Source organism: Ramlibacter sp. MAHUQ-53, assembly GCF_052600055.1.
Window position 1 is genome coordinate 367,540 of record NZ_JBQWTS010000001.1, and the last position, 12,489, is coordinate 380,028.

The 12,489-nt window shown below is 70.2% G+C and carries 11 protein-coding genes and 3 riboswitches; of the genes, 7 read left to right on the plus strand and 4 right to left on the minus strand.

All coding sequences use genetic code 11. The annotated features are described in order from the left end of the window. Nucleotides 1–110: 110 nt before the first annotated feature. The gene (locus tag ACT80S_RS01650; RefSeq protein ID WP_377411792.1) at nt 111–686 is read left to right on the plus strand and encodes a peroxidase-related enzyme; all 576 of its coding nucleotides are present in this window, start codon (nt 111–113) and stop codon (nt 684–686) included. Nucleotides 687–700: 14 nt separating this feature from the next. On the opposite strand, the gene ACT80S_RS01655 is transcribed toward ACT80S_RS01650, so the two are convergent. The 3 genes from ACT80S_RS01655 to ACT80S_RS01665 form a co-directional block, all read right to left on the minus strand. Continuing rightward, nucleotides 701–1,120 (minus strand): acyl-CoA thioesterase, encoded by a 420-nt coding sequence (locus ACT80S_RS01655; RefSeq protein WP_377411794.1) that lies wholly within the window; start codon nt 1,118–1,120, stop codon nt 701–703. Then, nucleotides 1,117–2,001: a DMT family transporter gene (locus ACT80S_RS01660; RefSeq protein WP_377411796.1), complete on the minus strand. Its 885-nt coding sequence runs from the start codon at nt 1,999–2,001 to the stop codon at nt 1,117–1,119. The genes ACT80S_RS01655 and ACT80S_RS01660 overlap by 4 nt, the downstream gene beginning before the upstream one ends. Before the next feature lie 269 nt (nt 2,002–2,270). After that, a complete protein-coding gene (locus tag ACT80S_RS01665; RefSeq protein ID WP_377411798.1) occupies nt 2,271–3,053 on the minus strand; it encodes an SDR family oxidoreductase in 783 nt (260 codons plus the stop codon). 127 nt (nt 3,054–3,180) lie between these two features. Here ACT80S_RS01665 and ACT80S_RS01670 point away from each other — a divergent pair, with 127 nt between their 5' ends. The 5 genes from ACT80S_RS01670 (at nt 3,181) to ACT80S_RS01690 (ending at nt 10,436) form a co-directional block, all read left to right on the plus strand. Continuing rightward, nucleotides 3,181–4,875 carry an electron transfer flavoprotein-ubiquinone oxidoreductase gene (locus ACT80S_RS01670; RefSeq protein WP_377411800.1) on the plus strand — a complete coding sequence of 565 codons (1,695 nt, stop codon included), beginning with the start codon at nt 3,181–3,183 and terminating at the stop codon, nt 4,873–4,875. Between the two features lie 26 nt (nt 4,876–4,901). Continuing rightward, nucleotides 4,902–4,995: riboswitch (glycine riboswitch) on the plus strand. A 12-nt stretch (nt 4,996–5,007) separates the two neighbouring features. Next, nucleotides 5,008–5,106, plus strand: a riboswitch (glycine riboswitch). Nucleotides 5,107–5,162: 56 nt separating this feature from the next. Then, nucleotides 5,163–6,305 carry a glycine cleavage system aminomethyltransferase GcvT gene (gcvT, locus tag ACT80S_RS01675; RefSeq protein ID WP_377411801.1) on the plus strand — a complete coding sequence of 381 codons (1,143 nt, stop codon included), beginning with the start codon at nt 5,163–5,165 and terminating at the stop codon, nt 6,303–6,305. A gap of 44 nt (nt 6,306–6,349) precedes the next feature. After that, nucleotides 6,350–6,727 (plus strand): glycine cleavage system protein GcvH, encoded by a 378-nt coding sequence (gcvH, locus tag ACT80S_RS01680; RefSeq protein WP_377411803.1) that lies wholly within the window; start codon nt 6,350–6,352, stop codon nt 6,725–6,727. Between the two features lie 36 nt (nt 6,728–6,763). Next, complete coding sequence (gene gcvP / locus ACT80S_RS01685) at nt 6,764–9,658, plus strand: aminomethyl-transferring glycine dehydrogenase (protein WP_377411805.1); 2,895 nt, start codon at nt 6,764–6,766, stop codon at nt 9,656–9,658. 17 nt (nt 9,659–9,675) lie between these two features. After that, nucleotides 9,676–9,850, plus strand: a riboswitch (yybP-ykoY riboswitch). A 7-nt stretch (nt 9,851–9,857) separates the two neighbouring features. Then, nucleotides 9,858–10,436, plus strand: coding sequence for a TMEM165/GDT1 family protein (locus ACT80S_RS01690; RefSeq protein WP_377411807.1), 579 nt, complete (start codon nt 9,858–9,860; stop codon nt 10,434–10,436). Between the two features lies 1 nt (nt 10,437). Here the strand turns inward: ACT80S_RS01690 and ACT80S_RS01695 are convergent, their stop codons facing one another. Beyond that, entirely contained in the window at nt 10,438–11,535 is a 1,098-nt protein-coding gene (locus ACT80S_RS01695) for an NAD(P)-dependent alcohol dehydrogenase (protein ID WP_377411809.1), read from the minus strand. Between the two features lie 409 nt (nt 11,536–11,944). On the opposite strand from ACT80S_RS01695, the gene ACT80S_RS01700 reads away from it, so the two are divergent. Next, nucleotides 11,945–12,460, plus strand: a complete 516-nt coding sequence (locus ACT80S_RS01700) for a hypothetical protein (protein WP_377411811.1) — start codon at nt 11,945–11,947, stop codon at nt 12,458–12,460. Nucleotides 12,461–12,489 lie beyond the last annotated feature (29 nt).

The window sequence follows — 12,489 nt, forward strand, 5'->3', positions numbered from 1 at the left end:
AAGCCAATTGCATGAATCGCAGCGATAGCTTTTCTGCCGGGCCACGCGCAAGACTCATCAATGGCCGAGGCACGCTACGCTTGGCCCCGAAGCGATACAAGGAGACAACTGTGAGCAATCGTTACCCCCTGGCCGAACTCGCCGGCCTGCCCGAGGACATGCGCGCGCGCATCCTGGAGGTGCAGGAAAAGAGCGGCTTCGTGCCCAACGTGTTCCTGGCGCTGGCGCGCCGGCCGGCCGAGTGGCGGGCCTTCTTCGACTACCACGACGCGCTGATGCTCAAGGAGGGCGGCAGCCTCACCAAGGGCGACCGCGAGATGATCGTCACCGCGACCAGCGCCGCCAACCACTGCCTGTACTGCGTGGTGGCGCACGGCGCGATCCTGCGCATCTACGAGAAGAAGCCCCTGGTGGCCGACCAGGTGGCGGTGAACCACCGCAAGGCCGACATCACGCCGCGCCAGCGCGCGATGCTGGATTTCGCGATGAAGGTCTGCCTGCGCTCGCACGAGGTCGAGGACGCCGACTTCGAGGCCCTGAAGGCCCATGGCTTCGACGACGAGGACGCCTGGGACATCGCCGCCATCACCGCGTTCTTCGGCCTGTCCAACCGCATGGCCAACGTCACGGGCATGGCGCCCAATCCCGAGTTCTACCTGCTCGGGCGGGTGCCGCGGCAGAAGTAGGGTAGGGCCGGGCCTTACTCGAGGTGGGGCCGCAGCCAGTCGGGCAGCGGCGCCGACTTCTGCCTGGGGAAATCGACCCACACCGTGGTGGCGCCGCCGGCGGCGCAGATCACGTCGGGCTCGCTGGCGCGGGCCATGGTCGCCCAGGTCTCGAAGCTGGTGCGGCCGGGGTCGCTGGCGTACATGCGAAGCAGCACCACGTCGGGGTACTCCAGCTGCTTGTAGAAGTTGCAGAAGGCGTTGACGATCACCGGGCCCTGGCCGGTGGGCGTGGGCGGGCCGCCCAGCGACTGCATCCAGTCCACCCGCGCCATCTCCAGGTAGCGGAAGTAGACCGTGTTGTTCACGTGCCCCATGGCGTCCATGTCGCCCCAGCGCACGGGGAACGTCATCTCGAACACCAGTTTCTTCTTCTCGGGAATCTCGATCTTCATCGGTGGGCCTTGACGGAGGAAAGGATGCCCAGCGTGAACAGCACGCAGGCGACGGATTGTGCGGGGTCGGGCCAGCGGCCCTCCCACGCGAAGGCGTAGAGCAGCGCGAACAGCGTCTCGCTGACGATCAGCTGCCCGCACAGGCTGGCGGACAGCCGCTGGCTGGCCACGTTCCACAGGATCGTGGCCAGCCAGGCCGAGCCCAGGCCGGTGGCCAGGCTCAGGAACAGGTAGCGCCCGGCCTGGGGCTGGGCCAGCATCTCGGCCGGCGACGAGCCCGCCAGAAGCCACAGCGCGAGGGCGCCCAGGCCGGTGGCCACCCCCAGCCAGTTGGCCCAGTCGGTGGCGGCCACCTCGCGGTGCCGGCGCAGCCAGGCGGCATTGAGCAGCGCGAAGGCCGTCCAGCTCGCCAGGGAGACCACGGCCAGCGCCACGCCGCGCCACCAGTGGACGGCCGAGCCCGGCTCCTGCGCCTGCGGCGCGGACATCATCAGCGCCAGGCCGGCCGCCGTGAGCAGCAGGCCCGGCAGCAGCGCCATCCAGCGCAGGTGTCCCGGCTTGCCGAGGAACATCACCCACACCGGGATGGTGCCGATGATCAGCGCGGGCACCTCGGCGCCCGCGTCGCGCACCGCGAACACCAGCAGCGTGTAGTAGCCGGTGAAGCCCAGCAGGCTCAGGCCCAGGGCGCCCAGCGCCTGGCGCAGGGTGGGCAGCGGGCGGCGCGCCAGCGCCATCACCAGCGCGGAGAAGGCGCCGTAAGCCACGAAGCGGCCGCTGGCCAGGTCGACCGCCGAAAAGCCCTCGACCATGCGGGGCATGACGAACACCAGGCCCCACAGGGCCCCGGCCGCGAGGCCCGCCAGGACGCCCCGGAGCACTAGGGTGTGTCCTCGAATTCCCCGGGCCCGCGTTGGGGCGCAATCGGGATGGATTGCGCACCGACGGAGCGCGGCATGGGCTGATGCCCATGCAAGCGACGAGGCGTGCAAGACGCCCGATTTCGCCCCAACCCGAAGGGCTCCTGCCTTGGCGGGCGGTGCGCTGCGTTGCAAAACCGGGCAAGGCGTACAGCCTTGCCCTGGGTTTTGCGCCTTGCGCCCCATCCCGCCAAGGCAGGAGCGCGGCCCGGGGAATCCGATGACACACCCTAGAGGGCGAAGCCATCATCGGCGGCGATGATGGAGCCGTTGATGAAATGGCTCTCGCTGCTGGCGAGCAGCACCAGCAGCGCGTCGAGGTCCTCGGGATGGCCGATGCGCTTGCGCGGGAGCATGTCCACCAGCTTGCGGCCCTGCTCGGTCTGCCAGTGGTGGTGGTTGATCTCGGTGTCGATGTAGCCGGGGCAGATCGCGTTCACGTTGATCTCGAAGCGGCCCCACTCCAGCGCCATCGACTTGGTCATGTGGACCACCGCCGCCTTGGCCATGGCGTACACGCCGATCTGCGGCAGCGGGCGCAGGCCGGCCATCGAGGAGACATTGATGATGCGCCCGCCGGTGAAGGTGCCGGGGGCCGCGCCGCGCGCGCGCGCCAGCATGCGCTTGGCGACTTCCTGCGCGACGAAGAAGGCGCCGCGCACGTTGGTGTCGAAGACGAAATCGAAGTCTTCCTCCGAGACGTCCTGCAGGCGCTGGGTCGTGCCCACGCCGGCGTTGTTCACCAGGATGTCGATGGAGCCGACCTCGGTCTCGGCATGGGCCACGGCGGCGCGGATGCTGTCGAGGTCGGTCACGTCCATGGGCGTGATGTGGGCGTCGCCGCCCTCGCCCTCGATCTGCGCGCGCAGGTCCTTGAGGTTCTCCACGCGGCGGGCCGCGAGCACGACGGCGGCGCCGGCCCGCGCCAGGGTGCGCGCGAACTGCGCGCCCAGGCCGCTGGATGCGCCGGTGACCATTGCAACGCGGCCGGACAGGTCGATGGTGTAGCTCATGTCGTCTCCTCGGGGCGCCAGGGTGCGCCGGAGCGTCCCGCGGCAGGCAATAGAATCGTTCGCGGTGCGCCGGTACCCCTCGGGGCAGCGGCTCAAGACGGACTGGAACCATTATCAGCGAGACAACATGACGCAAGAAGAGATCCTGTCGCAATACGGACCCCGCGAAGCGATGGAGTACGACGTGGTCGTCGTCGGCGCCGGCCCCGCGGGCCTGGCCACCGCGATCCGCCTGAAGCAGCTGGCTGCCGAAAGCGGCAAGGAGGTGTCGGTGGTGGTGCTCGAGAAGGGTTCCGAGCCCGGCGCGCACATCCTGTCCGGCGCCATCATGGACCCGCGCGCGATCAGCGAGCTGTTCCCCGACTGGCAGGCCCTGGGCGCGCCGCTGAACCAGCCCGTCACCGAGGACATCTTCCTTTTCCTCACCGAGCAGGGCGCCACCCGCACGCCCAACGCGCTGCTGCCGAAGAACTTCCACAACGAAGGCAACTACATCATCAGCCTGGCCAACCTCACGCGCTGGATGGCGCAGCAGGCCGAGGCGCTGGGCGTGGAGATCTTCCCCGGCTTCCCCGCCGGCGAGGTGCTTTACCGCGAGGACGGCTCGGTCAAGGGCGTGGCCACCGCCAACATGGGCATCGGCAAGGACGGCGAGCCCACCGAGAACTTCCAGCTCGGCATGGAGCTGCACGCCAAGTACACCGTGTTCGCCGAGGGCGCGCGCGGCCACCTGGGCAAGCAGCTGATCGCGAAGTACAGGCTCGACGAGGGCCGCGACCCGCAAAGCTACAGCATCGGCATCAAGGAGGTCTGGGAGATCGACCCGGCCCGCCACAAGCCGGGCCTGGCCCTGCACAGCGCCGGCTGGCCCCTGGACAACAACACCTACGGCGGTTCCTTCCTGTACCACATGGAGGACAACCAGGTGGCCGTGGGCTACGTGGTCGGCCTGGACTACGCCAACCCCTGGCTCTCGCCCTACGAGGAGTTCCAGCGGTTCAAGACGCACCCCAACATCCGCTGGTACTTCGACACGCCCGAGGGCGGCAAGCCGGCCAAGCGCCTGGCCTATGGCGCCCGCGCGCTGACGGTGGGCGGCCTGCTGTCCCTGCCGAAGCAGGTGTTCCCCGGCGGCGCGCTGGTGGGCTGCGACGCCGGCTACCTCAACGCGTCGCGCATCAAGGGCAGCCATGCCGCCATCAAGAGCGGCATGCTGTGCGCCGAGGCCGCCTTCGAGGCCCTGGGCGCCGGCCGCCAGGGCGACGAGCTCACCGCCTACCCCGAGGCCTTCGAGCAGTCCTGGCTGTACGCCGAGTTGAACAAGGCGCGCAACTTCAAGCAGTGGTTCAAGAAGGGCCTGCCCCTGGCCACCGTCATGACCGGCATCGAGCAGTTCGTGCTGCGCGGGCACATCCCCTGGACCCTGCACCGCGAAAAGCCCGACCACGTGTACCTCAAGCCGGCCGACCAGTGCCCGCGCATCGAGTACCCCAAGGCCGACGGCAAGCTCACCTTCGACCGGCTCTCGTCGGTGTTCATCTCGAACACCAACCATGCCGAGGACCAGCCGGCCCACCTCACGCTCAAGGACGCCTCGGTGCCCGTGAACGTGAACCTGGCGAAGTTCGCCGGCCCCGAGGCGCGCTACTGCCCGGCCGGCGTGTACGAGTTCGTCAAGGACGACAGCACCGGCGCCGACCGCCTGCAGATCAACGCGCAGAACTGCGTGCACTGCAAGACCTGCGACATCAAGGACCCGACGCAGAACATCGTGTGGGTGGTGCCCGAGGGCGGCGGCGGCCCCAACTACGCCAACATGTAAACGGCGCCCGCCTGGCGGCTACAATCGCCGGGTTGTCAGGAGAGCGCCTGCCCCCGAGCAGGCCGCCGAAGGCGCAGGCTCATCGCCGAACGCTCAGGCACCCAGGACTGGCAACGCGCGGCGCTCGCGCCGCGTTTCCTTGCTGGAGAGAGGTACTTTCGCGGTACCCACCGAAGGAGCAAGCCCCCGCGCGGGGTGAATCTCTCAGGTAAAGCGGACAGCAGGGCTCCCCCATGGTCGTACCACATGGTCGTACCATGGCCCGCAGCCCTTTCCCGGAGACCCGGATGTCCGCCCCGAACGCCACCCCTGAGCCCTCCCTGCAGCACACGCCGCTGCACGCGCTGCACCTCGAACTGGGCGCGCGCATGGTCCCCTTCGCGGGCTACGCGATGCCGGTGCAGTACCCGGCCGGCCTCATGGCCGAACACCAGCACACCCGCGCGGCCGCCGGCCTGTTCGACGTCTCGCACATGGGCCAGCTGCGGCTGGTCGGCCCCGACGCCGCGGCCGCCTTCGAGACGCTGATGCCGGTGGACGTGGTCGATCTCGCGGTGGGCCGACAGCGCTACGGCCTGCTGCTCACCGACGAGGGCACCATCATCGACGACCTGATGTTCGTCAACCGCGGCGGCGACCTGTTCGTCGTCGTCAACGGCGCCTGCAAGGCCGGCGACATCGCCCACATCCAGGCCCGCATCGGCTCGCGCTGCGAGGTCGTGCCCCTGCCCGAGCGGGGCCTGCTGGCGCTGCAGGGGCCGCAGGCCGCCGCAGCCCTGTCCGGCCTGGTGCCCGGGGTCGAGAAGCTGGTCTTCATGACCGGCGCCGCCTTCCTGTGGGATGGCACCGAGCTGTTCATCACCCGCAGCGGCTACACCGGCGAGGACGGCTTCGAGATCTCCGTCGAGGCCGGCAAGGCCGAGGCCCTGGCCCGCGCGCTGCTGGCGCAGCCCGGCGTCATGCCGATCGGCCTGGGCGCGCGCAACTCGCTGCGCCTGGAGGCGGGCCTGTGCCTGTACGGCAACGACATCGACACCACCACCACCCCGGTCGAGGCCGGCCTGGCCTGGGCCATCCAGAAGGTGCGCCGCAGCGGCGGCGCGCGCGCGGGCGGCTTCCCCGGCGCCGCCCGGGTGCTGGCCCAGCTCGATGGCACCGCCCCCCCGGCGCGCCGGCGCGTCGGCCTGGTGGCCCTGGAGCGGGTGCCGGTGCGCGAGCACACCGAACTGCGCGACGCGCAGGGCCGACGCGTCGGCGAGGTCACCAGCGGCCTGCTGGCCCCCAGCGTGGACAAGCCGGTCGCCATGGCCTACGTGGACGCCGCGCTGGCAGCCCACGGCACCCGCGTCGACGCCATCGTGCGCGGCAAGGCCGTGCCGATGGAGGTCGCGCCCCTACCCTTCGTGCCGCCCCGCTATTTCCGCGGCTGAACCGCCGCAACGCCCCTCAACGAGACAACAACCGGAGAAAAACCATGACCCTGAAGTTCACCCCCGACCACGAATGGATCCGCGCCGAGGGCGACGGCCCCGCCACGGTGGGCATCACCGTGCACGCGCAGGATGCGCTGGGCGACGTGGTGTTCGTCGACCTGCCCGAGGTCGGCCGCAGCTATGCCAAGGGCGAGGTCGCCGGCGTCGTCGAGTCCGTCAAGGCCGCGGCCGACGTGTACATGCCCCTGGACGGCGAGATCACCGAGGTCAACGAGGCCCTGCGCGCCGACCCGTCGCTCGCCAACAGCGACCCGCTGGCCGCCGGCTGGTTCTTCAAGGTCAAGCTGGCCAATCCCGCCGAGGTCGACGCCCTCATGGACGAGACCGCCTACGACGCCTTCGCCAAGAACGGCGCCTGACCCTTCCTCCCCAACACCTCTGACGGACCCGCCGCGATGCTGATGCAAGCCGCCCGCCCGCTGGGCGAACTCGAGAACCCCAGCGAATTCATCCCGCGCCACATCGGCATCTCCGAGGCCGACGAGCGCCACATGCTCTCGGTCGTGGGCGAAGCCTCGCGCCGCGCCCTGATCGAAGGCATCGTGCCGCGCTCGATCGCGCGCAGCACCGAGATGAAGCTGCCCCCGGCGGTGACCGAGGCCGCCGCGCTCGCCGAGCTCAAGGCCATCGCCTCGCGCAACAAGGTGATGCGCAGCTTCATCGGCCAGGGCTACTACGGCACGCTCACGCCGCCGGTGATCCTGCGCAACATCCTGGAGAACCCGGCCTGGTACACCGCCTACACGCCCTACCAGGCCGAGATCAGCCAGGGCCGCATGGAGGCGCTGGTCAATTTCCAGACGATGGTCTGCGACCTGACCGGCATGCCCATCGCCAACGCCTCGATGCTGGACGAGGCCACCGCCGCCGCCGAGGCGATGACGCTGGCCAAGCGCAGCGTCAGGAGCAAGTCCAACCGCTTCGTGGTCTCGGGCGACTGCCACCCGCAGACCATCGAGGTGGTGCGCACCCGCGCCAAGCCCCTGGGCCTGGAGGTGCTGGTCACGACGACCGCCGATGAATGGGCCGCGGCCCTGGCCGGCGAGCACTTCGCCGCGCTCGCGCAGTACCCGGCCTCCACCGGCCGGATCGACGACCTGCGCGCCGACGCGGACAAGACCCACGCCCAGCACGGCGCCTTCATCGCCGCCGCCGACCTGCTGGCCCTGGCGCTGATCGTGCCGCCCGGCGAATGGGGCGCGGACATCGTGGTCGGCACGACCCAGCGCCTGGGCATGCCCATGGGCGCCGGCGGCCCGCACGCCGCCTACATGGCCTGCCGCGACGAGTACAAGCGTTCGCTGCCCGGCCGCCTGGTCGGCGTGAGCGTGGACAGCCACGGCAACCCCGCCTACCGCCTCGCGCTGCAGACGCGCGAGCAGCACATTCGCCGCGAGAAGGCCACCTCCAACATCTGCACCGCGCAGGTGCTGCCGGCGGTGGTGGCGAGCATGTACGCCGTCTACCACGGCCCCCAGGGCCTGCGGCGCATCGCGCAGCGCGTTGCGGCCTACACGGCCATCCTGGCGCGCGGCCTCGCGCAGCTGGGCTTCCAGGCCGTGAACGCCACCGCCTTCGACACCCTGTGCGTGAAGGCCGGCGAGGAGGCGGTGCGCCGCATCGCCGAGCGCGCCCTGGCCGCCGGCGCCAACCTGCGCCACGTCGACGCGACCACGCTGTCGATCTCGCTGGACGAGACCACCACCCGCGAGGACCTCACCCTGCTGTGGTCCGCCTTCGCCGGCCGCGACCAGGCCGTGCCCGGCTTCGAGGCCTTCGAGAAGGGCGTGGAGCCGCTGATCCCCGAGTCGCTGCGCCGCACCAGCGCCTACCTCACGCACCCGGTGTTCAACACGCACCACAGCGAGACCGGCATGCTGCGCTACATCCGCGCGCTGTCGGACAAGGACCTGGCCCTGGACCGCAGCATGATCCCCCTGGGCTCGTGCACCATGAAGCTGAACGCCACCAGCGAGATGATCCCCATCACCTGGCCGGAGTTCGCCCACCTGCACCCCTTCGCGCCGCGTGATCAGCTCGAGGGCTACGCCGAGCTCGACGAGCAGCTGCGCGCCTGGCTGTGCCAGGCCACCGGCTATGCCGGCATCAGCCTGCAGCCCAATGCCGGCTCGCAGGGCGAGTACGCCGGCCTGCTGGCGATCAAGGCCTGGCACGAGAGCCGCGGCGACCACCACCGCACCGTCTGCCTGATCCCCTCCTCCGCGCACGGCACCAACCCGGCCAGCGCGCAGATGGTGGGCATGCAGGTGGTGGTGACCGCCTGCGACGCCATGGGCAACGTGGACCTGGCCGACCTGCAGGCCAAGTGCGAGCAGCACTCGGACAAGCTGGCCGCGGTGATGATCACCTACCCCAGCACGCACGGCGTGTTCGAGACCCAGGTCAAGGAGCTGTGCGCCCTGGTGCACCGCCACGGCGGCCGCGTCTACGTGGACGGCGCCAACATGAACGCCCTGGTGGGCGTGGCCGCGCCCGGCGAGTTCGGCGGCGACGTGAGCCACCTGAACCTGCACAAGACCTTCTGCATCCCGCACGGCGGCGGCGGCCCGGGCGTCGGCCCGGTGTGCGTGGTGGAGGACCTGGTCCCCTTCCTGCCGGGGCATGCCGCCGGCGGCCTGGGCGAGCGGCCGGTGGGCGCGGTCTCGGCCGCCCCCCTGGGCAATGCGGCGGTGCTGCCGATCTCGTGGATGTACGTGCGCATGATGGGCGCCGAGGGCCTGCGCCAGGCGACCGAGGCGGCCATCCTCTCGGCCAACTACATCAGCCAGCGGCTGGCGGACCACTACCCCACCCTGTACGCCAGCGAGAACGGCCATGTGGCGCACGAGTGCATCCTGGACCTGCGCCCGCTGAAGGAGACCTCCGGCGTAACCGCCGAGGACGTCGCCAAGCGCCTGATCGACTACGGCTTCCACGCGCCCACCCTGAGCTTCCCGGTGGCCGGCACGCTGATGGTGGAGCCCACCGAGAGCGAGACGCTCGAGGAGATCGACCGCTTCATCGACGCGATGATCGCGATCCGCGAGGAGATCCGCCGCGTCGAGCGCGGCGAGTGGCCGCAGGACGACAACCCGCTCAAGCACGCCCCGCACACGGCCGCCGCCCTCCTCCAGGGCGAGTGGCGGCATGCCTACCCGCGCGAGGCCGGCGCCGCCATCCTGGGCGACCGCCGCCACGCCAAGTACTGGCCGCCGGTGGGCCGGGTGGACAACGTCTACGGCGACCGCAACCTGTTCTGCAGCTGCGTGCCGATGTCGGCGTACGAGTGAGACGCGGCTGCTAGAATCCGCCCGTCATTGGGGAGTAGCCGCTCTTTCCCCGCGAAAGAGGCTTGCGTCAACACACTTGTCCCGCAGGACATGGCGCAAGCGGTTCCCGTGCCTGGCAAGACCTTTGACCACGATGCCTCCGTTTTCTGGCCGGGGATGCGTCGTGGTCAATCGTCCTTGAACCGGCCTTGCATTCATCATGGAATCCCTCCTGGTCTCGACCGGCGTCGTCGCCCTCGCGGAAATCGGCGACAAGACGCAGCTGCTGGCCTTCATCCTGGCCGCCCGCTTCAAGAAGCCCCTGCCCATCATCCTCGGCATCCTCGCGGCCACCGTCGTCAACCACGGCCTGGCCGGCGCGCTCGGGGCCTGGATCACCTCGGCGATCAGCCCGGAAGTGCTTCGCTGGGTGCTGGGCGCCTCCTTCATCGGCATGGCGGTCTGGACGATGATCCCGGACGAGATCGAGGAGGACGAGACCCGGGTCGCCCAGCGCTTCGGCGTCTTCGGCGCCACCCTGATCACCTTCTTCCTGGCCGAGATGGGCGACAAGACCCAGATCGCCACCGTGGCCATGGCCGCCCATTACGCGGCGCCGCTGATGGTGGTCATCGGGACCACGCTGGGCATGCTGATCGCCGATGTGCCCGCGGTGTTCGTCGGCGACAAGCTGGCCAACCGGATCCCGATGAAGCTGGTGCACTCGATCGCGGCGGCGGTCTTCGCCGCCCTGGGCGTGGCCACCCTGCTGGGCGCGGGGGCCAGGTTCGGGCTCTGAGTCAGGGCTTGATGGCCACCTTGAGCACGCCATCGCGCTGGTTGGCGAACAGGTCGTAGGCGGCCACGATGTCCTGGAGCTCGTAGTGGTGGGTCACCATCAGGCCCAGGTCCACGCGGCCCGAGGCCAGCACGTTCATCAGGCGGCGCATGCGCTCCTTCCCGCCGGGGCACAGGGCGGTGACGATGCGGTGGTCGCCCAGGCCGGCGGCGAAGGCCGACAGCGGGATCGTCAGGTCGCTGGCGTACACGCCCAGGCTGGACAGCGTGCCGCCCGGCTTGAGCACGCGCAGCGCCGACTCGAAGGTGGACTGCAGGCCCAGCGCCTCGATCGAGGCGTCGGCGCCGCGCCCGCCGGTGGCCTTCATGACCTCGTCGACCACGTCGCAGTGGCGGAAGTTGAGCGTCAGGTCGGCGCCGAGCCGCTTCGCGATGTCCAGCCGGTGGTCGTTGCCGTCCACCGCGATGATGGTGGAGGCGCCCAGCAGGCGGGCGCCGGCGGTGGCGCACAGGCCGATGGGGCCCTGCGCGAACACCACCACCGTGTCGCCGATGCGGATACCGGCGTTCTCTGCGCCCTTGAAGCCGGTGGACATGATGTCCGGGCACATCAGCACCTGTTCGTCGGTCAGCCCGTCGGGGATCGGTGCGAGGTTGGCCTGCGCGTCGGGCACCAGCACGTACTCGGCCTGCGTGCCGTCGATCAGGTTGCCGAAGCGCCAGCCCGCCGTGGCCTTGAAGCCGTGGCAGCCGCACAGGCCCTGGGGCACCAGGTAGCTGCCGTCCTGCGAGGGCGCGCCGTCCTGCGCGGCGTAGGAGTTGAAGTTGGGGCAGATGGCCCCGGCGATCACGCGCTGGCCCTCGGTGTAGCCCTGCACGGCGCTGCCGAGTTTCTCGATCACGCCCACCGGCTCGTGGCCGACGGTCAGGCCCTTGGCCACCGGGTACTCGCCCTTGAGGATGTGGACGTCGGTGCCGCAGATGGTGGTCGTGGTGATGCGCACGAGCGCGTCGTTCGGGCCTACGTCGGGGATGCGCTTGTCGACGATTTCGATGCGGCCTTTCTCGACGAAGACGGCTGCTTTCATCATGCCTGCCATGGGGGCTCCTGGTGGGATTGAACGGGCGCCGGGCCGACAGCCGCGGGCGGATCGCACCGCGCAGCGTAGTGCGGGCTGGCGGCCGCATGGCGACATCCGCGGGCGAAACACGCACCGGATTGATCCGGATCAAGCGGGTTCGGCCGCGTGCCGCCGCGCGCCCTGGAAGCTGCGGGCCGCCTGGCGGCAGGGGCCGGCGGCCGATGCGGCTGATGCGGCTGATGCGGCTGATGCGGCTGATGCGGCTGATGCGGCTGATGCGGCCGATGCGGCCGATGCGGCCGGGTAATCGTTTGCAAATCCAGGGTCGGACCTGCAAGCAGCGGCCCGCGACCGCCGTTGATGCAGGTCAAGATGCACCGGCCCCAACCGTCGGATGCTGCGAGGGAGCCTTCACAAGGAGAGCACCATGCGCCTGCGGATCGTTGCTTCCACCCTGGCCACCCTCGCGGTCGCCGGCTGCGCCGTCGCCCAGGCGCCCAAGGCCGAGGAAGATCACTCGGCCCACCATCCGCCCGGCAGCGCCCCGGCGGCCGCCGCGCCGACGGCGCGGGCCCCGGCCACGCCGGACGCCTTCGACCAGCAGATGAAGGCCATGCAGGACATGCGCCAGCGCATGCAGTCGGCCAGGACCCCGGCCGAGCGCGCGGCCTTGATGGACGAGCACATGAAGCTGATGCAGTCAGGCATGGCCATGATGGGCCAGATGCGCGGCATGGGCGGCCCCGGCACCACGGCCGGCCAGGGCGGCATGGGGATGATGCGGCCCCAGCCGCCGGCGTCCGGCGCCGGTCCCGGCGCCCCTGGAATGCCCGGCATGTCCGGGATGATTGCGATGCACCAGCAGATGGAGCGACGCATGGCCATGATGGAGCAGATGATGCAGATGATGGTCGACCGCGAGGCCGCCATGCCGCGCAGGTAGGCCGGGCGGGAGGCCAGGCGTGTTCACCT